The 21,219-nt window shown below is 68.9% G+C and carries 15 protein-coding genes; 6 read left to right on the forward strand and 9 right to left on the reverse strand.

Features of this window, described 5'->3' with window-relative positions:
- Nucleotides 1–36 precede the first annotated feature (36 nt).
- On the forward strand, nucleotides 37–714 hold the full coding sequence (locus ACTG4X_RS09535; RefSeq protein ID WP_093075625.1) for a GntR family transcriptional regulator: 678 nt from the start codon (nucleotides 37–39) through the stop codon (nucleotides 712–714).
- 18 nt (nucleotides 715–732) lie between these two features.
- Here ACTG4X_RS09535 and ACTG4X_RS09540 read toward each other — a convergent pair whose 3' ends face one another.
- Together ACTG4X_RS09540 and argH are read right to left on the reverse strand one after the other, a co-directional pair.
- Nucleotides 733–2,211 (reverse strand): rhomboid family intramembrane serine protease, encoded by a 1,479-nt coding sequence (locus ACTG4X_RS09540; RefSeq protein WP_440533681.1) that lies wholly within the window; start codon nucleotides 2,209–2,211, stop codon nucleotides 733–735.
- 19 nt (nucleotides 2,212–2,230) lie between these two features.
- Nucleotides 2,231–3,628, reverse strand: a complete 1,398-nt coding sequence (argH, locus tag ACTG4X_RS09545; RefSeq protein WP_093049331.1) for an argininosuccinate lyase — start codon at nucleotides 3,626–3,628, stop codon at nucleotides 2,231–2,233.
- Between the two features lie 56 nt (nucleotides 3,629–3,684).
- On the opposite strand from argH, the gene ACTG4X_RS09550 reads away from it, so the two are divergent.
- Genes ACTG4X_RS09550 through ACTG4X_RS09560 form a run of 3 tightly spaced genes read left to right on the forward strand, consistent with a single transcriptional unit; the run spans nucleotide 3,685 to nucleotide 6,772 of the window.
- Nucleotides 3,685–4,758, forward strand: a complete 1,074-nt coding sequence (locus ACTG4X_RS09550; RefSeq protein WP_101952319.1) for a sensor histidine kinase — start codon at nucleotides 3,685–3,687, stop codon at nucleotides 4,756–4,758.
- Nucleotides 4,755–5,501: a LytR/AlgR family response regulator transcription factor gene (locus ACTG4X_RS09555; RefSeq protein WP_093049334.1), complete on the forward strand. Its 747-nt coding sequence runs from the start codon at nucleotides 4,755–4,757 to the stop codon at nucleotides 5,499–5,501. Before ACTG4X_RS09550 ends, ACTG4X_RS09555 begins: the two co-directional genes overlap by 4 nt.
- A complete protein-coding gene (locus ACTG4X_RS09560) occupies nucleotides 5,498–6,772 on the forward strand; it encodes an AI-2E family transporter (protein ID WP_097199817.1) in 1,275 nt (424 codons plus the stop codon). Before ACTG4X_RS09555 ends, ACTG4X_RS09560 begins: the two co-directional genes overlap by 4 nt.
- A 237-nt stretch (nucleotides 6,773–7,009) precedes the next feature.
- On the opposite strand, the gene ACTG4X_RS09565 is transcribed toward ACTG4X_RS09560, so the two are convergent.
- The gene (locus tag ACTG4X_RS09565) at nucleotides 7,010–7,486 is read right to left on the reverse strand and encodes a winged helix-turn-helix transcriptional regulator (RefSeq protein ID WP_440533682.1); all 477 of its coding nucleotides are present in this window, start codon (nucleotides 7,484–7,486) and stop codon (nucleotides 7,010–7,012) included.
- Nucleotides 7,487–7,585: 99 nt separating this feature from the next.
- On the opposite strand from ACTG4X_RS09565, the gene ACTG4X_RS09570 reads away from it, so the two are divergent.
- Entirely contained in the window at nucleotides 7,586–7,981 is a 396-nt protein-coding gene (locus ACTG4X_RS09570; RefSeq protein WP_440533683.1) for a tautomerase family protein, read from the forward strand.
- Here the strand turns inward: ACTG4X_RS09570 and ACTG4X_RS09575 are convergent.
- Together ACTG4X_RS09575 and ACTG4X_RS09580 are read right to left on the reverse strand one after the other, a co-directional pair.
- Nucleotides 7,975–9,231, reverse strand: coding sequence for an MFS transporter (locus tag ACTG4X_RS09575; protein ID WP_440533684.1), 1,257 nt, complete (start codon nucleotides 9,229–9,231; stop codon nucleotides 7,975–7,977). The two genes, ACTG4X_RS09570 and ACTG4X_RS09575, sit on opposite strands and share 7 nt — an antisense overlap.
- Nucleotides 9,218–9,742 (reverse strand): N-acetyltransferase family protein, encoded by a 525-nt coding sequence (locus ACTG4X_RS09580; protein WP_440533685.1) that lies wholly within the window; start codon nucleotides 9,740–9,742, stop codon nucleotides 9,218–9,220. Before ACTG4X_RS09580 ends, ACTG4X_RS09575 begins: the two co-directional genes overlap by 14 nt.
- 48 nt (nucleotides 9,743–9,790) lie before the next feature.
- Between ACTG4X_RS09580 and ACTG4X_RS09585 the strand changes: the two genes are divergently transcribed.
- Nucleotides 9,791–10,717: a LysR family transcriptional regulator gene (locus tag ACTG4X_RS09585; RefSeq protein WP_440533686.1), complete on the forward strand. Its 927-nt coding sequence runs from the start codon at nucleotides 9,791–9,793 to the stop codon at nucleotides 10,715–10,717.
- A gap of 15 nt (nucleotides 10,718–10,732) precedes the next feature.
- On the opposite strand, the gene ACTG4X_RS09590 is transcribed toward ACTG4X_RS09585, so the two are convergent.
- The 4 genes from ACTG4X_RS09590 to ACTG4X_RS09605 all read right to left on the reverse strand — a co-directional run bounded on the left by ACTG4X_RS09590 (nucleotide 10,733) and on the right by ACTG4X_RS09605 (nucleotide 21,204).
- A complete protein-coding gene (locus ACTG4X_RS09590; protein ID WP_440533687.1) occupies nucleotides 10,733–11,983 on the reverse strand; it encodes an MFS transporter in 1,251 nt (416 codons plus the stop codon).
- A 197-nt stretch (nucleotides 11,984–12,180) separates the two neighbouring features.
- On the reverse strand, nucleotides 12,181–12,714 hold the full coding sequence (locus tag ACTG4X_RS09595; protein ID WP_440533688.1) for a hypothetical protein: 534 nt from the start codon (nucleotides 12,712–12,714) through the stop codon (nucleotides 12,181–12,183).
- Nucleotides 12,715–12,823: 109 nt separating this feature from the next.
- A complete protein-coding gene (locus tag ACTG4X_RS09600) occupies nucleotides 12,824–20,989 on the reverse strand; it encodes a GH36-type glycosyl hydrolase domain-containing protein (protein ID WP_440533689.1) in 8,166 nt (2,721 codons plus the stop codon).
- Nucleotides 20,986–21,204, reverse strand: coding sequence for a hypothetical protein (locus ACTG4X_RS09605; protein ID WP_093049364.1), 219 nt, complete (start codon nucleotides 21,202–21,204; stop codon nucleotides 20,986–20,988). Before ACTG4X_RS09605 ends, ACTG4X_RS09600 begins: the two co-directional genes overlap by 4 nt.
- Nucleotides 21,205–21,219: the final 15 nt, after the last annotated feature.

Consider the following 21,219-nt stretch of genomic DNA (forward strand, 5'->3'; position numbering starts at 1 on the left):
GGCGGAGCGCTGTTGGTCTGAAGTTAGGATTGCCGCATGCCTCCGCCATCTTCCAGCACCCGTGGTTCCGCACTGTCGGATGCCATCGTCAATGAACTCAAGCAGTTGATCTACACCGGGGAGTTCAAGCCGGGGGAGCGGCTCAACGAGGCGGCGCTGGCACTGCGCATGGGCACCAGCCGCGGACCGATCCGCGAGGCCATCAAGGTGCTGGCGGGGCTGGGCATCGTCAATGCGGTAACCAACCGCGGCGTGTACGTGCGGCAGCTTTCGCTGCGCGAGATGCTGGAGATCTACGAGATGCGCGCACTGGTGTTCGGCTACGCGGCCGACCGCGCCTGCGAGCACCTCACCGAAGAGCACAAGAAGCAGTTCGAGTCGCTGCTGTCGGCAATGGACGCCGCCTGCGACGCGGAAGACGGCACGCTCTACTACGAGCTGAACCTGCAGTTCCACGCGCTGATCCTCACGCTATCGAACAACCGTCGCGCCCACCAGGCCTACGACGACTACGTGAAGGAGCTGCACCTGGTGCGGCGCAAGTACTTCAACGCGCCAGGCAACATGCGCCGCTCGAACATCGAGCACCGCGCGATCTTCGAGGCGATCGTGGCGTCGAACCGCGCGCGTGCGCGCTCTGCCGCCGAACGCCATGTGCTGGCTGGCCGGGCGCGGCTGCTGTCGAATTTCGAAGAGCCGATGCCGGGCGGCTGACGCCCGCTCAGGCGCTTGTCAGGCGCGCTGCAGGGCGCGCGTCACCATGTCGTTCGGCGCCAGCCGCAGCAGGTGCGGCAACAGGCCCAATGCCTTTTCGCGTTCGCCGGCATGCAGCAGCCCGTTGGCGCACACGGAGAGCGTGTCGGCCAGCTGCGGATGGTCGGGCGCGGTCTTCAGCAGGATGCGGCACAGCATGTCGGCATCGCCGAACTCGCGGATGCGGGCGAAGCGGCGCGCGAGCCGGGCCATGTCGTCGGGCTTCAGGCGCGGGCCAGGCTTGGCCTGGTCGAGGTAGGTCTTGTAGCTGGCGTGTTGCAGCGCAATCGTTTCGGGGTCGGTGCCGGGCAGGCGGAAGATGCGGCGCGCAGCCTGGTGGAAGTCGTCGCTCGCGGGCTGCAGCCGCGCGGTGTTGAACCAGGCGCGCAGGGTGTCGGCGTCGTTGGGGCGCAGGGCGGCGGCGGCGCGCCACTCGGCGCAGGCGGGCTCGAACTTCATTGCGGCGGCCAGCCGGCGTGCGGCGGCCACGTGCGCATCGAAGTGGTCGTCGTCGTTCGTCATTTCCGACTTGACGGTTTCGGGCGTTTTCACGCGGCCCAGCAGCATGGCGCCGGTCATCAGCGCGGCGCCGGTCAGCAGGCCACCCAGGTGGGCCATGTAGGCGATGCCCTGGCCACCCAGCCAGTGCTGCATCAGCTCGTTGACGATCCAGGCCGGCAGCAGCAGCAAGGCCGGTGCGGTGACGTAGTTGAAATAGAAGAACAGCTGGTAGAAGAAGCGGATACGCCGCAGCCGGTACATCACCGCGTACATGCCCATCAGCGCCGAGATGGCGCCCGAGGCGCCGAGCCCGTAGCCCTCCTTGCCCGCATAGGCCCAGCCGGCCAGCAGGGAGGAGCCGACGGCGCCCAGCAGATAGAACGTCAGGTAGGTGCCGCGCCCCAGCGCCAGCTCGACCGAGAAGCCGAACAGGAAGAGGAACAGCATGTTGCCCAGCAGGTGGCCGGTGCTGCCGTGCAGGAAGGCGGCGGTGATCCAGGTCCAGGGCTTGAACTCGGCGTCCTTGTTGTAGTCCTGCGACCAGCGCTCGGTGAAGGGCGCCGGCAGCATCGCCTCGTACTGCTGGCGGTCGCGCTTCCATTCGCCGTACTGCGGGTTCGTGGGCTTGATGACCTCGTCGGCCCGCAGCTTTGCCAGGAACTTCTTGTCGTTCTGCAGGCCTTCCAGCAACTGCGCATAGGCCTCTTCGTGCGGCAGCATGCGCCGGGCCAGCTTGCCGCGCTTGGGGTCGGTTTTTTCCAGCCATTCGACGAAGGGCGGCAGCTCCAGTTCGGGCAGCACGCTCTTCGTGTAGTAGTTGGCGGCACGCTCGCGCGTGTTCTCTTCACTGCGCTGCGGCCCCCAGAACACGAGCATGTTCAGGAGGATCAGCAGCACCGTCATCCACGGTGGGTTGCGCCAGCTCGGTTTGTTCTCGAGCGGGATGGCGTAGAACACGGTGTGGCCGCCGGTGCGATCAGCCGAGGCGGGCGCGGTGGCGCGCCACTTGCGCCTTCACCTGCGCCGGGGCGGTGCCGCCCAGGATGTTGCGTGCGTTCAGCGAGCCGCGCAGGCTCAGCACGTCGTACACGTCCTTCTCGATGCCCGGGTTGAACTGCTGCAGCACGGCCAGCGGCAGCTCGGCCAAGTCGACCTTGTGCGAGGTGGCGGCCTTGACGGCATGCGCCACCGTTTCGTGCGCGTCGCGGAAGGGCAGGCCCTTCTTCACCAGGTAGTCGGCCAGGTCGGTGGCGGTGGCATAGCCGCGCAGCGCGGCCATTTCCATGGCCTCGGGCTTCACGGTGATGCCGCCGATCATCTCTGCAAAGATGCGCAGGGTGTCCTTGAGCGTGTCGACGGTGTCGAACAGCGGCTCCTTGTCTTCCTGGTTGTCCTTGTTGTAGGCCAGCGGCTGGCCCTTCATGAGCGTGATGAGCGCCATCAGGTGGCCGACCACGCGGCCGGTCTTGCCGCGCGCCAGCTCGGGCACGTCGGGGTTCTTCTTCTGCGGCATGATCGACGAGCCCGTGGTGAAGCGGTCGGCGATCTGGATGAAGCTGAAGTTCTGGCTCATCCACAGGATGAGTTCTTCGCTCATGCGGCTGATGTGCACCATGCACAGGCTGGCCGCAGCGGTGAATTCGATCGCGAAGTCGCGGTCGCTCACGGCGTCCAGGCTGTTCTGGCACACGCCGTCCATGCCCAGCGTCTTGGCGACCAGCTCGCGGTCGAGCGGGTAGCTGGTCCCGGCCAGCGCGGCGGCGCCCAGCGGCAGGCGGTTGACGCGCCTGCGCACCTCGCCCATGCGTTCCGCATCGCGGCTGAACATCTCGACATACGCCAGCATGTGGTGGCCGAAGCTCACCGGCTGCGCCACCTGCAGGTGGGTGAAGCCCGGCAGGATCACGTCGACGTTCTTCTCGGCGATGTCGACCAGCGCCTTCTGCAGCTCGACCAGCAGGTCGCCGATCAGGTCGATTTCGCCGCGCAGCCACAGGCGCACGTCGGTGGCGACCTGGTCGTTGCGGCTGCGGCCGGTGTGCAGGCGCTTGCCGGCGTCGCCGACCAGCTGGGTCAGGCGGGCCTCGATGTTCAGGTGCACGTCTTCGAGGTCGAGCTTCCACTCGAAGGCGCCGGATTCGATTTCGGCGCGAATCTGCGCCATCCCGCGTTCAATGGCGGCGTGGTCCTGCACGCCGATGATCCCCTGTGCGGCCAGCATGCCGGCATGGGCCAGCGAGCCCTGGATGTCGGCCTGCCACAGGCGCTTGTCGAAGAAGACGCTGGAGGTGTAGCGCTTCACCAGGTCGCTCATCGGTTCGGAGAAAAGGGCCGACCAGGCTTCGGATTTCTTGTCGAATTGGTTTTGGGTCATGGGAGCCGTCCAGGAGGCAATAATGGGTTGGTCACCCGATGGATCTGATGTCTGCGATGCGCAACCCGGCGATTTTATCGGCCAGCTCTACCCCCACGCCCCCGTCATCGTCGGAAAGGGCTCGCACGCCCCTGCGCGGCGACCCGTCGATCTTCGACGCCTGCCAGATCGGCGTGGTGCTGCGCACCGTGGTGTTCGTCGAGGCGGTGGTGGCTATCGCCACCCTGTTCGTGGCCTCCACGCCCGGCGAATGGCTGGTGCAGACGGCCACCGTCACTGGCGGGGCCCTGCCAGCCACCCTGATGTGGCTGGTGAGCGCCTGCGGGCTCAAGAAGCCGCTGCGGCGCCTGCCGAAACAGGGGCAGTACGCGGCCGGGGCCGTGCTCGGCGCGGTGTCGGCGCTGTATGGCTGTGGCCTGCTGCGGCTGACGGGTGTTCTTGCCAGTGCGCCGTGGCTGGCCAGTGCGTTGACCGGCGCCCTGTTCGCGGGGCTGGTGATGGCCGCGATGGTGCTGCGCGCCCGGGGCCAGACGCCGGCGGCGACCACCGCGCGGCTGGAAGAACTGCAATCGCGCATCCGCCCCCACTTTCTGTTCAACACGCTCAACAGCGCCATCGCGCTGGTGCGCGAGGAGCCAGCCAAGGCCGAGACCATGCTCGAAGACCTGGCCGAACTGTTCCGCCAGGCGCTGGCCGACCCGGGCGAATCGTGCACGCTGGCCGACGAGATCGCGCTGGCCGAGCGCTACCTGGCCATCGAGCAGGTGCGCTTCGGCGACCGCCTGCGCATCCGCTGGGACCTGGACGCCGCCGCCAGCAACGCGCGCCTGCCGCCCCTGCTGCTTCAGCCGCTGGTCGAGAACGCCATCAAGCACGGCGTGGAGCCCAGCCCCGAGGGCGCCAGGCTGCGCATCCGCACCGAGCGGCGCGGTTCCATGGTGGTGATCGAGGTGGTCAACAGCCTGCCGCCGCTGCGCTGGGCCGACGAGCCGCTGCCGCGCGGCCACGGCATTGCGCTGGCCAACGTGCGCGACCGGCTGCGGCTGCTGCACGACATGCAGATGCAGTTCAGCGCCGGCATGGACCAGAAAAGCTACCGGGTGCGCATAGCGATCCCCGCCGAATCATGACCCTCAAGACACTCATAGTTGACGACGAAGCCCTGGCGCGATCGCGCCTTCGCACGCTGCTGCGCGACTGCACATCGCCCGCCGCCGAAGTGGTGGCCGAGGCTTCGCAGGGTGCCGAGGCGCTGCAGCACCTGACGACGATGGCGCTCGACCTGGTGCTGCTCGACGTACACATGCCCGGCGTCGACGGCATCGAGGTGGCGCGCGCGCTGCGCAGCCGCTCCGATGCGCCGGCCGTGGTGTTCGTGACCGCGCACGCGACCCACGCGGTGACGGCCTTCGACCTCGATGCGGTCGACTACCTCACCAAGCCCGTGCGCGCCGAGCGCTTGCAGCAGGCGCTGCAGAAGGCAGAACGCTTCCTGAAGGAGCGCCGCGCGCTGCAGGCCGAGGCCGTGCCCGAGACGGTGCTGATCCAGGACCGCGGCCGAGCCGAGCGCGTGCCGCTGTCTGAAGTGCTCTACCTCAAGTCCGAATACAAGTACCTCACCGTGCGCACCGCCACGCGCAGCCACATCCTCGACGGCTCGCTCAACGAGTTCGAGGAGCGCTATCCGAACCGCTTCCTGCGCGTGCACCGCAATGCGCTGGTGGCGCGCTCGGCGATTCGCGCGCTGGAGAAATACGACGACGGCGAGGACGCCGAAGGCTGGGCCTTGCGGCTGGACGCCATTCCCGAGCCCGTGGCCGTGTCGCGTCGCCAGCTTGCCGCGGTGCGCGAAGTGCTCAAGGAAGCGCGATGAGCGACGACAAGCCCGCGGCTGCCGAGGCACCGCCGCCTGAGCCAAAGCCGGAACCGGCTGCCGAACCACCGCAGGCCGCAGCGGTCGAGCCCGCACCTGTGCCCAAGGCGCAAGAGCCCGAACCGGTCACCGAGCCCGAACCGGAGCCGCCCGCACCCGCGCGCGACCGCCTGCTGCTGCACATGCCCGTCGACGTGCGCAGCGCCTCGCTGGTGGTGCTCGCCGTGCTGGCCAGCGTGTTCGCGCTGCAGTGGGGCCAGGCCGTGTTCATTCCGCTGATGCTGAGCCTGCTGCTGACCTACGCGCTTTCGCCGCTGGTGGACCTGCTCCATCGCTGGAAGCTGCCGCGCTGGATTGGCGCGGCGCTGATCCTCGTGGGGCTGTTCGGCGGGCTGGGCTGGACCGGCTATTCGCTGTCGGGCAGCGCCTCGCAATTGCTCGATTCGTTGCCGGTGGCCGCGCAGAAGCTCGGCCAGGCCATGCGCCGCGACAAGGGCGCCAGCGCCACGCCGCTCGAAAGCGTGCAGCAGGCCGCCGCGCAGCTCGAGAAAGCCGCCGAAGAAAACTCCGCCCGCGTTGCAGCGCGCAAGGGCGTGGCGCGCGTGGTCATCGAACGGCCGGGCTTCAACGTGCGCGACTACCTGCTGAGCGGCACCGTCGGGCTGCTGAGCGCGATGGGGCAGCTCACGCTGGTGGCTTTCCTCACTTACTTCGCGCTTTGCTCGGGCGACACCTTCCGCCGCAAGCTCATCAAGATCACCGGGTCGAGCCTGCAGAAGAAGAAGGTCACGGTGCACGTGCTGGACGACATCACCCGCAACATCGAGCGCTACCTGCTGGTGCAGATACTGGTGAGCGGGGTGGTGGGCGTGGCGACCGGGCTGGCGTTCTGGGCCCTCGGCGTGGAGAACGCGGCGGTGTGGGGAATCATCGCGGCAGTGACCAACCTCATTCCCTACATCGGCTCGGTGATCGTGCTGGCGGCCGCGGGGCTGGTGGCCTTCCTGCAGTTCAACAGCCTGCAGATGGGCATCGTGGTGGGCGGCGTGTCGCTGGCGATCCACACGATCATCGGCAACCTGCTGATGCCCTGGCTCACCAGCCGCACCAGCCGCATGAACCCGGTGGCGGTGTTCGTGGGCGTGATCTTCTGGGGCTGGCTCTGGGGCATCTGGGGCCTGCTGCTGGGCATTCCGATCACGATGGTGATCAAGTCGATCTGCGACCGGGTGGAAGACCTGCAGCCGATCGGGGAGCTGCTGGGGGAGTAGGCCTAGCCCAGCAGGGCCTTCAACTCGCCAGCCGCAGCCGTGAGGATTTCCCGCGAAAGCGCCTCGTCGTTGACCGCACGCGACAGCGACACTGCACCCACCAGCGAAGACAGCGCCGAGAATCGGGCGACCGGCTGCAGTGGGTGGGGAACGTGAACGGCGCCGAGACCGTCTACGAGAGCGACCCCGGCGTCGACTTCGGTACGCGGCTGCAGCTGTGGCTGCTTTTCCCGTTCATCAGCGAGAGCCTGCTTTAGTCGCTGTTGTTGCCGGCAGTTTCTTCACGAAGGTGAGGTCCGGGTCCAGCGGCTTTCCATCGCGCGTGCGCAGATCGATCTTCGGCACCGGCTTGCCGCTGTCGCGCTCGAGCAGCACCGAATGCCGCTCGCCCTTGGCGTACAGGTGCGCTTCGCCCCAGTGCCGCAGGCCCACCACCACGGGAAACAGGCCCTTGCCCTTGGCCGTCAGCACGTACTCCTGGTAGAGCGACCCGTCGGAGGCGGGCACGAGGTCGAGCACGTCTTCCTGCACCAGATTTTTCAGCCGGTCCGACAGGATGTTCTTCGCGACGCCCAGGCTCTGCTGGAACTCGCCGAAGCGCTTCATGCCGTCGAACGCATCGCGGATGACAAGCAGCGACCATTGGTCGCCGACGATCTCGAGCGCGCGTGCCATTGGGCATGCGTCGGTTTTGAGGCTTCTTCTTCGGGCCATGGCTTTTCTTCCTGCGTTGGGCGCGAGTTTAGATCGCAATGGCCATTCGGTTGCAGAGTAAAACCGCAATGGCTAGGATCAGCCTGGAGGAATCCCCACATGCCCTATCTCCAACTCGATGTGAACGGCCGCCACCCCGTGGTCGACAAGAAACGCCTCGCCAAGAAACTCAGCGAAACCTACGCGCAGATGATGAGCGTCGACATCCGCCGCATCAGCATCGCAATCCGCGAAGTGGGCGAGGGCGGCGTGTGGCGCATGGTGGACGGCGAGCCCGCCGAGGTGTCGGTGCTCATGTGCGACATCCGGCGCGGCCGATCGGCCGAACTGCGGCTCGAAGTGGCCAAGGCGCTGTGCCGCGACTGCATCGAGATCCTGGGCTTGCGCGAAGACCGGCTCAATGTCGAGTTCACCCAGCATTCGGGCGACGAGATGTACCACCCGACGCTCGGCGGCTACAGCCCCGAGTGGTCCGAGGGCGAAGAAGCTCAGTGAGCAGCAGCCGCGTGCGCACGGTGCAGCCGTGAGAAGCGCGCGATCATCAACGGCCCCAGCAGCGCGCCCAGCCCGACCGAACTCCACGCCGCCACCCAGCCGTGCGTGCTGCCCAGGCCGAAGCGCGTCTGCCCCCAGTCCAGCGCGAGGCCGAACACCCACGGACTGAGCGCACCCGCGCCGAAGCCCATCACCGAACGCACCGAGTACGCCACGCCCAGCCGGTGCGGCGCCACCACGTCGGCCAGCGCGGTCGAGTAGACCGACGAATCCGCAATGGCGAGCAGGTTGTAAATGGCGGCGGCCGCAGCCAGAAGCCACAGCGGCCAGCTCCACATCCAGCCGAAGGCGAAGGACATGCACAGGCTTGCGACGGTGGCGATCATCATCACCCGCGCGCGGCCAAGCCGGTCGGAGGCTGCGCCGCCTGCGACGCTGCCGAACACGCTGACGAGGTGCGCCAGCGCGGCAAGCGCGATGCCCGCGCCTTGCCACGATGTCGCCGTGCCCGACGACGCCACCAGATAGGCCGGCAGCCACGCCCACAGCGCCATGAGCTCCCAGCAATGGAAGGCATAGGCCCAGTTGCCAGCCATCGCGGGCTTGTCGCGTACCGTGGCGGCCAGCGCGTGCCAGGTGCCTTCGCGGACCGCGCCAGGCACGGGCGCCGAAGGCGGCCGCATGCGGCGCAGCGCCTGCAGCGTCAGCAATGCGCCCGCCACGGTGCAGCCCGCCGCAACCAGCAAGCCCAGCCGCCAGTGCTGCAGATGGCTGAATGCCGCCACTACCGCGAGCGAGAGCGCATAGCCCATCGACGACGAACCGATGAAAAGGCCCATCGCACGCCCACGTACGGCGGGCTCGGTGTTGCGCGCCAGCAGCTGCAGGCCCGGCGTGTACGAGGCCCCCGCGCACAGCCCGGCCAGGCCGTAGAGCAGCATCGCCGAGAGATGGTCGCGCGCGAAGATGGCGAAGGCCAGTGCCGCCATCGCGCTGATGGCGCTGCCGGCGAAGAAGATGCGGTGCGGCCCGTAGCGGTCGGCCAGCAGGCCCACGGCGAACAGCGAGCTCATGTAGCCCACGTGCCAGGCGCTCTGAATCGAGCCGGCCTGCGCGGCCGTCATGTGCCAGTCGGCCATCATGAACGGCAGCACGCCGGAATAGGCGGTGACGATCATCGCCTGCAGCAGCCGGCTCGTGCACAGCAGTGCCAGCCAGCCGCGCTGCGGGGCGGGCTCAGCGCAATGCACGTTGCAGGAGCACGGTGTCGACCCACTGCCCGAACTTGAAGCCGATGTCGCGCATCACGCCGACCTGCTCGAAGCCCAGGCTTTCGTGCAGCCGCAGCGAGCCTGCGTTGGCGCTGTTGCCCACGCACGCCACCATCTGCGTGAAGCCGCCGTCGGTGCAGCGCCGGATCACTTCGCGCAGCAGCGCCTTGCCGATGCCATGGCCGTGCATGCCTTGCGCGACGTAGATCGAGTCTTCCACCGTGTGCCGGTATGCGGAGCGGGCGCGGTAGGCGGTGGCGTAGGCATAGCCGGCGACCTCGCCGTCCTTCAGCGCGACGAGGTAGGGAAGGCCGCGCTGGAGCACATCGGCGCGGCGCGCCTGCATCTGGTCGACGGTGGGTACTTCTTCCTCGAAGGAGCACAGGTCGTTCAGCACGTAGTGGCTGTAGATGGCCTGCACGGCGGCCACGTGATGCGGCTCGGCGTCGAGGATTTCAACGGTGGCGGAAGTGAGGCATGGAGATGACATGGCCCGATCTTGACGATCCACACTTGATAAGTGAAGCTTCGCTGACCTATGCAAGGCATAAGAAATACTTTGGATAAATCACTGAACCTAGATCAGCTCAAGTCCTTCGGGCTGGTGATCGAAAGCGGCAGCTTCTCGGCAGCCGCCGACCGGCTCGGCATCTCGCAGCCGGCCGTGAGCCTGCAGATCCGCCAGCTGGAGCGCCATTTGGCGGTGCGCCTCGTCGAGCGGGTCGGCAAGCGCGCGAAGGCCACGCCCGCGGGCATGGAGCTGCTGCGCCACGCGCAACACATCGAGACCGCGGTCGAGAACGCCGTCGATGCATTGGCCGACCACGCCAGCGGCATCGCGGGCCGTGTGCGGCTTGGCACGGGCGCGACGGCCTGCCTGCATTTCCTGCCGGCCGTGCTGCGCGGACTGCGCGAGCAGTTTCCGGAGCTGGGCGTGGTGGTCAGCACCGGCAACACCGAAGACCAGGCGCGCAAGGTGGAAGAGAACAGCCTCGACCTCGCGCTGGTCACGTTGCCGGCGGCTGGGCGCTCGTTGACGGTGATGCCAGTGCTCGACGACGAGTTCGTCGCCATCGGCCGGGCAGACCTCGCACCGCTGAAGGCGAGGGTGGCGCCGGCCGATCTGGGCGCGCTGCCGCTGGTGCTGTTCGAGCCCGCCGCCAACACGCGCAAGCTGGTCGACCGCTGGTTCGCCGCCGGTGGCCTGCAGCCGCAGCCCGTGATGGAGCTGGGCAGCGTCGAGGCGATGAAGGAGATGGTGGCCGCGGGCTTGGGCTATGCCATCGTGCCCGGCATGTCGATGGTGGGCCGCGGCGCCCACCCCGAGCTGAAGACCAGCCGCCTGAATCCACGCATGCACCGAACGCTGGCCGTGGTGATCCGGCGGGACAAGCCCGTCAACAAGGCCTTGCGCGTGGTGCTCGATGCGATCGTGGCGGCCGGAAAGAAGCCCGGCCGCCGCTGAAGGGTCAGTGCCGCGTTATTCCGGAACCGCAGCCAGCGAAGCACCGCCGCGTGCCCGGCCCAGCGTGCCGACGATGAGCGCAGCGATCAGCACCAGCACGCCGCTGAGCACCATCGCGCTGGAGATGCCGAAGTTGTCGACCGTCACGCCGCCGATCAGCGCGCCGGAGGCAATCGCCACCTGGAAGCCGCTCACCAGCAGGGCCTGGCCGGCTTCGGGTGCGTCGGGCACCGCTTCCATCATCCAGCCCGTGAGCGCCACGGGGATCAGGCCGAAGGCCACGCCCCAGATCACGACCACCACCGCGCCGGGCACGAAGCCGGAGCCGATCACCGTCGTCAGCAGCAGGGCGGTGGCGAGCATCAACGCCGCCAGCAGGGTGGTGCCGCGCACGCTGCGCGCCACCAGGCTGCCGCCGACGAAGGTGCCGACGAAGCCCACCGCGCCGTAGACCAGCAGCAGCGTCGAGACCGAGTTGGGCGCCAGGCCGAATACCTGTTGCAGCAGCGGCTTCAGGTAGGTGTAGGCCGCGAAGTGGCCGGCAATGAAGAACAGCACCGCGAGCAGGCCGACCTGCGCCATGCGGCGCGTGAGCGGCGTCAGCAGGTCGCGTGCGCCGATGGCGCGCACCGGCGGAATCGCGGGCAGCAGCCACAGCTGCACCAGCAGCACGATGGCCGCCAGTGCACCGGTCACCGCGAACGAGGCGCGCCAGCCGAACAGCGTGCCGAGGAGCGAACCTGCCGGCACCCCGAGCACCGTGGCGGCCGACACACCGGCCAGCACCAGCGACATGGCACGCGCCTGCGAAGCATGCGGCACCAGCTGCGTGGCGGCGGCGGGCGCAAAAGTCCAGAAGCCGCCCACGCACAGGCCGAGCAGCAGACGCGCCACCAGCATCGTGCCGAAGTTGGGCGCGAAGGCGGCGAGCAGGTTGGAGGCGATCAGCAGCGTGGTGAGCGCGATCAGCACGGTGCGGCGGTCGAGCTTGCCCGACGCCACGATCAAAGCCGGGCCGGCGAATGCGGCCAGCACGCCGGGCATGGTGACCATCAGGCCGGCCGTGCCGTCGGACACGTTGAGCCCGCGCGCAATGTCGGTCAGCAGGCCGATGGGCATGAACTCGGTCGAGACCATCGCGAAGGTGCCGACGGCGATGGAGCTGACGGCGAGCCATGCGGAGCGGGACGCAGGCACCGGTGCGGAGACCGGCGCCGGTGCAGCGAGGTCGTCGATGCACGGGTTGCTGCTTGGGGAATTCATCATGGGAAGCGGTCCTTGGAAGCATCGGCGACGCGTGGGCCAATGCTGGTGAAGAGGCATTGGAGTGTGCGAGCCGTCGCCTCCGCGACAAAGACGCCGGGGAGCAGTAGTCAGTTTCCCTGGGGCGAACAATCGACCCTTTTGATGGCTGTAGCCATCCGCGTATCCGTATTTGCTGGCTTTGCTGGCGTGGCCCGCAGCTACAGCACCCGGCCGTCGGCGATGAACGAGTCGCCGATCAGTACACGAAAGACCGCACCCTGCGCAAACTTCGGTTGCGCCACGGCCGGCGAGAGAAATTCGACCTCCAGCGCCGCAGGCTTGCCGCGCTCCAGCGCATCGCCCGGCGGCACGACCCAGCGCGCCGAGAAGCCTTCCTTGTCGATCACCAGTGCGCAGCGGTATTCACCCGGCGCAATCGGCAGGTCCTGCGAGGGCAGCGCGGGCTTGCGGAAGGTGAGCTCGACGCGCGCATGCGGCGTGAAGGCGCCTGCCGTGTCGAAGCTCGGCGGCATGACGGCCGGCGCACTCGGCGCACGGCGCGGGCGCTTGCTGATGAGCCATGCAATCACGTTGCCGATGATCGGCACCCACAGCACCATCAGCAGCGTGGCGATGTCGCGCGTGGTGGTGCCGGGTGTCGCGTAATGCCGGACGACGGCGCCACCGACGGCCACGCACAGCAGGACGATGACGATGACCTTGCGGCGGAACTGGATCTTGGTGGTGCTCATGTTCTGGGTGGCGCCGCTTCGGGAAGCGATGGAATGTCGGATGCGTGATCGAGTCACGACTTCTGATGCGAGGTCTGGTTGCGAGTCTAGGGCCACCGCGAGTGTCGGCTCATCCCACCCGCAGCACCGCATCGGCCGGCAGCGCCTGCCAGTCGATCCATTCGCCCACCGCCAGCTGATGCGTGGAGGCGGCAGCGCCTTGCACATCGCCCCATTGCAGCGTGAGCTTGCGCGCGCCGAGCCGCAGTGCGATCTCGAAGCCCGGCCAGTGCGCAGGCACGCGCGGCGTCAGCGAGAGCTGGCGACCCTTCACGCTCAGGCCCAGCAGCGTTTCGACCGCCGCACGGTGCAGCCACGCGGCCGAGCCGGTGTACCAGCTCCAGCCGCCACGGCCCACGTAGGGCGCGGCACCGTAGATGTCGCCCGCCATCACGTAGGGCTCCAGCTCGTAGGCCGGGCCGCGCTCGGGGTGCTGTGCGCGATGGGCAGGGCTCAGCCCCTCGAAGCTCCGCCACGCGGCCTTGTGGTCGCCCTGCAGCGCCTGCGCCATCAGCGCCCACACCGCGCCGTGCGAGTACTGCCCGCCGTTCTCGCGCACGCCGGGCGGGTAGGCCTGGATGTAGCCCGGGTTGTTGCCCGAACGCGCGAACGGCGGCGTCAGCAGGCGCATCAGTCCGGCCGGCTCGTCGTGCAGCAGTTTCTTGACGGATTCCATGGCCGGCCCCGTGTGCGCCGCGTCCGAGGCGCCCGACAGCACCGACCACGCCTGCGCAATCAGGTCGATGCGGCATTCGTCGTTGGACGAAGAGCCCAGCGGCGCGCCGTTGTCGAAGAAGGCGCGGCGGAACCACGCGCCGTCCCAGCCCGCGTCGTGCAGCGCGGCGATCCAGCCGGTGCGTGCCGCGGTCCAGCGCGCGGCGCGTTCGTGCTCGCCGCGTGCCTGTGCCAGCGGCGCAAACTGCGCGACCACGCTGCACAGGAACCACGCGAGCCACACCGATTCGCCGCGGCCTTCGTTGCCCACGCGGTTCATGCCGTCGTTCCAGTCGCCGGTGCCCATCAGCGGCAGGCCGTGCACGCCGGTCTTCAGGCTGCAGTCGATGGCGCGCGCGCCGTGCTCGAACACGCTGGCCATCTGGCCGCTGCGCTGCGGCGCGTAGTAGGCGTCTTCGGCACCGTCGGGAATGGCGGGGCCTTCGATGAAGCCGGCCATCTCGTCGAGCAGAGATGCATCGCCCGTCACCTCGACATAGTGCGCCGACGCGTACGGCAGCCACAGCAGGTCATCAGAGAAATGCGTGCGCACGCCGGCACCGCCGGGCATGTGCCACCAGTGCTGCACGTCGCCTTCGGGAAACTGCCGCGCTGCGTTGACCAGGATCTGCTCGCGCAGCCGCGCCGGGTCGGTGAGCGCGAAGGCCATCGCGTCCTGCAGCTGGTCGCGAAAGCCGAAGGCGCCGCCCGCCTGGTAGAAGCCCGCTTTCGACCAGAGGCGGCAGGCCAGCGTCTGATAAATCAGCCAGCGGTTGACCAGTGCGTCGAACAGCGGATCGGGCGTGCGCACCTGCAGGCGGCCGAGCAGCTCGTCCCAGAAGCCGCGCACCTGCGCCAATGCTTCGGGCACGTCGCGCTGGCGCCAGCGGCGCGCGAGCTCGAGTGCGGCGTCTGCGCTGCCCGCGTGGCCCAGCACGAAGGTGAAGCCCGCGGTGCCGCCGGCCGCCACCACGAACTCGCCGCCGATGGCCGCGCAGGCGTCGAGCCCGCTGCCGGCGCGCCGTGCGAGTGTGTCGGGTACTTCGACCATGCCGCGATCACCGAAGAATTCATTGCGGTCGCAGGTCCATTGCGTGGCACCTTGCAGCCCCGCCAGCAGCAGGAAGGCCGTGCTGCCGCCGAAGCCCGCGCCCGATTCGCGCTGCTGGCCGAACACTGCCGGCTGGTCTTCCGGCTTCCAGCAATGCACGGTGCGCCGCGTGCCCCGCGCGTCGCCGAGCTGCCACTCGGCCATGGCCAGTGCGCGCAGGCGGCGCGTGCCGGTGCCGCCGTTTCGCACGCGCACATGCACGAGCTTGACGGCCTCGTCGCGATCCGCGAAGAAGGTGGTTTCCAGCGCGAGATCATTCGCCTTGTGCTCGAACACCGTGTAGCCCTGTCCGTGTCGCACACGGTGGCGTGCGCTGCCCGCGCTGCCGCCGGCAGGTGTCAGCGGCAGCATCTCGCGCGAAGCAAGGTCCTGCAGCAGGTAGTGCTCGAAGGCCGGGTCCTGCACCGGATCGTTCGACCACGGCGTCACCTGGTGCATGCGGCTGTTGCCGGCCCAGGTGAAGCCCGTACCCCACTCGGACACCTGGAAGCCGAAGCCCGCGTTGGCGATGAGGTTGATCCACGGCCGTGGCGTGCGCCGGCCCGCGCCGACCTCGAAGCGGAACTCGCCGGTGCCGGCGTCGAAGTCGCCGGTCGGGGCGGTAGCCGATGGCGTCGGGGCAGGGCGCGGCAGCAGGGGCACGCCCGGCGGTGCGGCGACGTCATTGACCATCGATGCCGTGTCATTGCGGGCCTCGTGCAGCGCGGCCACCTGCACTTCGAGCGGGCGCCCGTCGGCCGTGAAGACCGCGCGCGCCAGGCTGGAGAACGCGGCCTTTTCCGAGGGCACCACGTCCTGGTCGCGCAGCAGGTAGAAGCCGGCCGTGTCGTTGCGCGGAAAGCTGTTCTGCGTCTGCTGCGCGACGCGCGCGCGCAGGCTTTCTATTTCGCGCTGCAGCGGCATCAGGTACGAGTTGGGCTCGCTGTTGAGCACCACCAGGTCGCAGGCCACGCCGCCGAAGCCCCACCAGGGCTGGGCGCGCAGCAGCGTGTTGATCAGCCCCATGCCGATCATCGAGTGGATGTGCACCAGCACGATGGGCTTGTCGCCCGAGATACCGAAGCGCCAGATCTGCCGCAGGTCGATCAGCCCGCGGTCGCGCATGACGCGCGGCGTGGTGTAGGTGAGGATGGTCGTCAGGTCCTGCAGCGCCAGGTTCTGCGCGGGCGCGATGCTCAGGTCGCGCAGCCGCACCTGCGCCAGCGTGGCGGCCATGCGGGTGGCGCGCTCCACGTGCATCGGCTGCATGTAGCGGTCGATGCCGGGCATCAGCGCATCGATGTTCTTGTCGGCCGCGGTGGCAAAGCTCAGGCGCGCGGTGGCACCGGGCGCAATCGACAGCCGCACGCGCAGGCAGGCGATGGGGTCGAGCCCGTTGACCTGCTTGCCGTTGGGCGTGAGCGGCTGTGCGTCGAGCGCGGGGTTGGCCAGCGTGCGGTTGCGCCCGATGAAGGCGCGCCGGTCGGTCATGCAGTCGACCGAGAGCACTTGCGCGTCCGCCGAGGCCAGGAAGTGCGCGGCGGCCATCACCGCGTCGCCATGCAGGCGCGGCTTGCGCGACATCAGCAGCGCGCGCCATGCGGGCTCCCAGCGCGACTCGACGAACAGGTTGGCGAAGGCCGGATGCGCCTCGTCGGCCTTGGGGTTCGACAGCACAGGCTCGAAGTACGAGACCAGTTCGAGCGTGCGCGTTTCCTCGCCCGAGTTGTGCAGCGTGATGTTGCGCAGCTCGGTGTCGTCCTCGGGGCTGATGAGCACAGTGGTACGCACCTGCAGGCCGGGGCCGGTCGCGTCGAACTGCACGTGGTCGGCAAGGAAGCGGGTGCGATAGCGCCAGCCGTCGCCCGGCGCGGGCAGGGCGGTGAGCGAGGTGAGTTCCTGGGTGCCCTCGTCGCGCACGAAGAAGAAGGTGCCGTAGCTGTCGCGCAGCGGGTCGTCGCGCCAGCGCGTCACGTTGAACGAATGCCAGCGGCTCACACCGGCGCCGTTGGCGCGCAGGGCAACGGTGTAGCGGCCGTTCGACAGCAGGTGCGTGGGCTGGAAGCCGGGCGCCATCGGGTCGACAAGGCGGGGTTGGAACAGCGGCGCCAGCTCGGCCTGGCTGGGCTCGGGCGGCGTGCGCGGATCGGCGCTGCCGATGATCTGCCGCGGCGTGCGCTCGTGCAGCAGCGACTCGTGCGCCTGCACCAGCGCGGCGCTGCCGAACCAGCGGCGCGGCGCATCGGCGCACAGCACATTGCACAGCGCCACCAGCGACATGCCCTGGTGGTGCGCCATGAAGTTGCGCACCACGGTGAAGTCCTGCCCCTCGGGCTGGCGCGAGACGGTGAAGTCGACTGCGTCGTGAAAGCCGAACTCGCCGCGCGCGCCGAGCGATTCGAGCTGTTCCAGATTGATCACCGCCGCCCCGGGCGCGAACGGCGCGGCCATGGCGCTCGCATAGGGCGCCACCACGCGGTCGGTGGGCGGCGTGCGCCGCAGCGCGAGGCGCGGCACGCCGAAGGGCGAGTACTGGTAGGCCAGCGAGTGGTCTTGTGCGAAGTAGGCTGATTCGGAAACGCCCCACGGCAGGTTCTGCGCCCGCCCGAAGGCCTGCTGCTCGGCGATGGCGGCGGCATTGGCCACTTGCAGCAGGCCGTCGGCAGGCTCGGTCATCACCAGCGCGGGCATCACGTACTCGAACATCGAGCCCGACCACGACTTCAGGCTGGGCTGGAAGCCCACCAGAAGGAATGGTCGGCCCAGCGCCATCCAGTGGCGGCGCGGCACGTCGCCCTTGGCAATCGCCAGGAAGCTCAGCAGCCGCGATTCGGAAGCCAGCAGGTCGTAGTAGCTTGCGTCGAGCACGTTTTCCTCGACCCGCAAGCCGATATGGAACAGGTGGCGCTTGGGGTCGTAGAGGCCGCTGAAGTCCATGCCGGCGTGCAGTGCGTCGCAGCGCACGGCAAGTGCTTCGAGCGCGGGCGCTTCATGGGGCTGGCAGCCTTCGGCGGCGAAGGCGCGGCAGGCCTGCGCTACGGCCACGAGGTGGCCCGCGAAGTTGCCGCTGTCCACGCTCGACACGTAGTCGGGCGGCAGCGGCTTCAGCGTTTGCGTGTCGTACCAGTTGAACAGGTGGCCGTTGTGCTTCTGCATGCGGTCCACGCTGTCAAGCGTGGCGGCGATGCGGGCGAGCAGGGCGGTGGTGTCGATCCACCCGAACTCGCGCGCGCAGCAGGTGGCCAGCAGGTACATGCCGATGTTGGTCGGCGAGGTGCGATGCGCGACGGTGGGTTGCGGCTCCAGCTGCAGGTTGTCGGGCGGCAGGTGGTTGTCGTCCGGGCCCACCACGTGCTCGAAGAAGCGCCATGTGTCGTGCGCAAGCTTCTCGAGGTAGGTGCGCTGGTCGGTGCTGAGCGGGTCAGGTGCCTTTGCTTCAGAACGGCTGCCCCACCAGGCCGCGACCGGCGCCAGCGCCCACAGCACGAACAGCAGCGTGCCGATCACGGGGTATGCGCTCCAGTGCGCCGCCACGGCGAGCGCGAGGCACGCCACGCTGCTCGCGGCGGCATTGCGCACAAAGGATGCGAGGCGACCGCTCGATTGCGCCTGCGCCTGCGCGGCCGTGGTCCATTCGAGCAGATGCCGGCGGCTGACCACGAGGCGCCATGTCGCGCGGAACCATGCGTCGAGCAGCAGCCGCGTCTGCGCCGCGAGTTGAACGAACTGCCAGGCCGCGCCGGCCATGGCACGCAGCAGCTCGACCGCGCCCACGTCGAAGAAGTGGCGCAGCTCGATGGCGCGGCGCGTGGGCACCAGCCCGGCCAGCGCGCCGAGCAAGGGCCCGAGCGTGAGCGCCGACGCCACGGCCGCCAGCGCCCAGCCCAGCGGCATGGCCTGCGTGAAGATCACCAGCACCAGCAGCGCGAAAGAAGCTGGCACCACCAGTGAGCGGCGCAGGTTGTCGCTCATCTTCCAGAGGCCCAGCGCATCGATGCCGAAGCGGCGCGCGCGCCACATCAGCGGCAGCAGCTGCCAGTCGCCGCGCACCCAGCGGTGCACGCGCGACGCCGCAACGCCGGCATGGTGCGGATGGTCCTCGACAAGTACGACGTCGCTCACCATCGCGCAGCGCGCGACCGTGCCTTCGAGCAGGTCGTGGCTGAGCACCGCGCCGTCGGGCAGGCGGCGATCGAGCGTGGCGTGCAGCGCACGCACGTTCAGCAGGCCCTTGCCGGTGAAGGAGCCGCTGCCGAACACGTCCTGGTAGATGTCGGAGGCGCCGCTGCCGTAGGGGTCTAGCCCGCACTGGCCGGCGAACACCCAATGGAAGAAGGAGCGCTCGTGGCGCTGCGGAAACGGCGTGACGATGCGCGGCTGCAGGATGCCGAAGCCGGCGACCACGCGCTGGCGTTGCACGTCAATTTCGGGCGCGTTGAGCGGATGCGCGGCAATCGACACCAGGTCGCACAGGGCGCCCGGCGGCAGGCCGGTGTCGCTGTCGAGCGTCAGCACATACGGCGTGCGGCCGGCGGCGAGCCGCAGGCCCGGTGCGAGCGGCAGGAAGCCGCTGGCGTCACCGGCTGCGAGCAGGCGCACCAGCATTTCGAGCTTGCCGCGCTTGCGCTCCCAGCCCATCCAGCGCTGCTCGGTGTCGCTCCAGCTGCGCGGGCGGTGCAGCAGCAGGAAGCGTGGCGCTTCGCCTGGCGCCACGGGGTATTTGGTGTTGAGCGCAGCGATGCGCTGCAGGGCGTCGTCGAGCAGGGGGCCGTCTTCGGGCAGCGAGGCCAGCGGTGCATCGGCCCAGTCGGTGAGCAGCGCGAACTGCGCATTTGTTTCGCGGTTGGCGAGCCAGTGCAGTTCGAGCCGGTGCGCGAGCTGCGCGTTGTTCGCGGTCGAACCCAGCAGCGTGGGCATGACGACGAGCGCGCGGTGCCGCTCAGGAATGCCGTTCGCAAAGTCCAGGCGCGGCAGGCCCTGCACTCGCACCGACTCGGCCATGATGCGTTGCGCAAGCGCGAGCAGCGCTTCAGAGAGCGGCCACGCCAGAAGGACGAGCGCCAGCACGGTGGTCCAGTCTTCGCGGTGCGGCAGGCTGTGCACCACGGCGAACAGCAGCAGCGCGGTGCCCAGCGCAACGGAGCCGACGTAGACGGGCAATCGCCAGCCGCGATGGCTGCGTGCCTGCCGCGTGTCAGGCGCCCGCCCGGCACGGCCCGCATGGCCGTTCGATTGCAGCGCCGCGATGAGCGCGGGCCGGCCCTGGCCGAAGAGGTAGTAGCCGGCGGTGCCGTCGGCGCGGTCGGTCTCCGCGCCCGCGTCGTCGGCCGGCGCGCTGGCGGCCAGTTGCACCACGGCTTGCGCGATGGCGCGCTCGGGCTGTTCGCTGCTGCGCGCCACTTGCTCCATCGCATGCGTGATCTGCTGGCGCGTGAGTTCGCTCTCGTTGGCGAAGCTCGGCAGTTCGCGCAGCACGCGCAGCGAACGGCTCACGGGCTCGATCAGGTCGCTCCACTCGACCTGGCCGATCATGCGCAGCGTGGTGATGATGTTGCCGACCGTGAGATTGGCGGCGGCCTGTGCGTTCTGCGCTTCGCCGATCAGTGCCGGCCCGTTGGGGCAGTGCTGCTCGGTCCAGCGCACCAGCGCGGGCATGTCTTCGCCGTGCTCGACGGGCAGGCGCTGCCACAGCTGCGTGAGGTAGTTGTCCTGCAGGCCGTGGCTTTGCAGCGCGCGGTAGAGCACGTCGAGGTCTTGCACCGAAAGGTGCGGCGCGGCGTCCCATGCGGCATGCGCGATCTCGCGCGCCACCTTGTTCTCGGCAATGCTCTCGGCCACGCGGCGCAGGTTTTCGAGCAGCACCACGCGCAGGGTGGTGGGCAGCGCCCACAGCTCGCCGAGCGTGAGCTCGTCGATGTCCTGATAGGCATTGAGGAAGGCGGTGAACAGCGTCTTGTTGAGCACGCTGTCGGTATGGGCCACGTAGGCCCATGCAATGCCGTACACGCGCGGCAGCCCCGCCAGCGGCGGCGCGGCGAGCTTGGGCAGGCGCGCGTAGTAGCTGCGCGGCACGCCGTCGTGAATCTGCTGGAGCTGCGCCTCGACCAGGTGGAAGTTGTCGAGCAGCCACTCGGCCGCGGGCGACACGTAGCGCCCGCTGAGCGAGATCAGCGCGATGTAGTCGAAGGCGTTGCGCAGCGACGCGAGGTTTTCGTCCACGCGCGGAAAGAAGGGCGCGCCCTCGCGCGCGAGGCGGCGGTCTTCTTCCACCACCTGGGCGCGGGCGAGGCTGTGGCCGTGCTGCTCGAAACGCTGGATGCCGAAGAGTTCGGCGCGGATCGGTGCGGCTACCGGATCATGCGGGCCGAGCAGCAGCGCCCGGGCGTACGGACTGAGTCCCTGGAGACGGTCGACGACGGCTGCGGCGCTCAAGCGATGGCGAAGAGACCGATACCCAGCACCACGGCCACGCAGGCGATCGTGACGATGCGGCCCGCAGCGAGCGCGCGCACCCGTTGCATGTGGCTTCGCAGCGAGAACCAGCGCCCGTGAGCGCGCGCGCAGTGGCGCATGTGGGAGGCCAGCGCCTCGGCGTCGTTGCCGACGAAGTCGATGGGCGAATGGGTGAGGGACTGCGGGACTGGCATGGCAACGGGCTCCTT

Source organism: Variovorax sp. YR566, from assembly GCF_051992195.1.
Lineage (GTDB): Bacteria > Pseudomonadota > Gammaproteobacteria > Burkholderiales > Burkholderiaceae_C > Variovorax.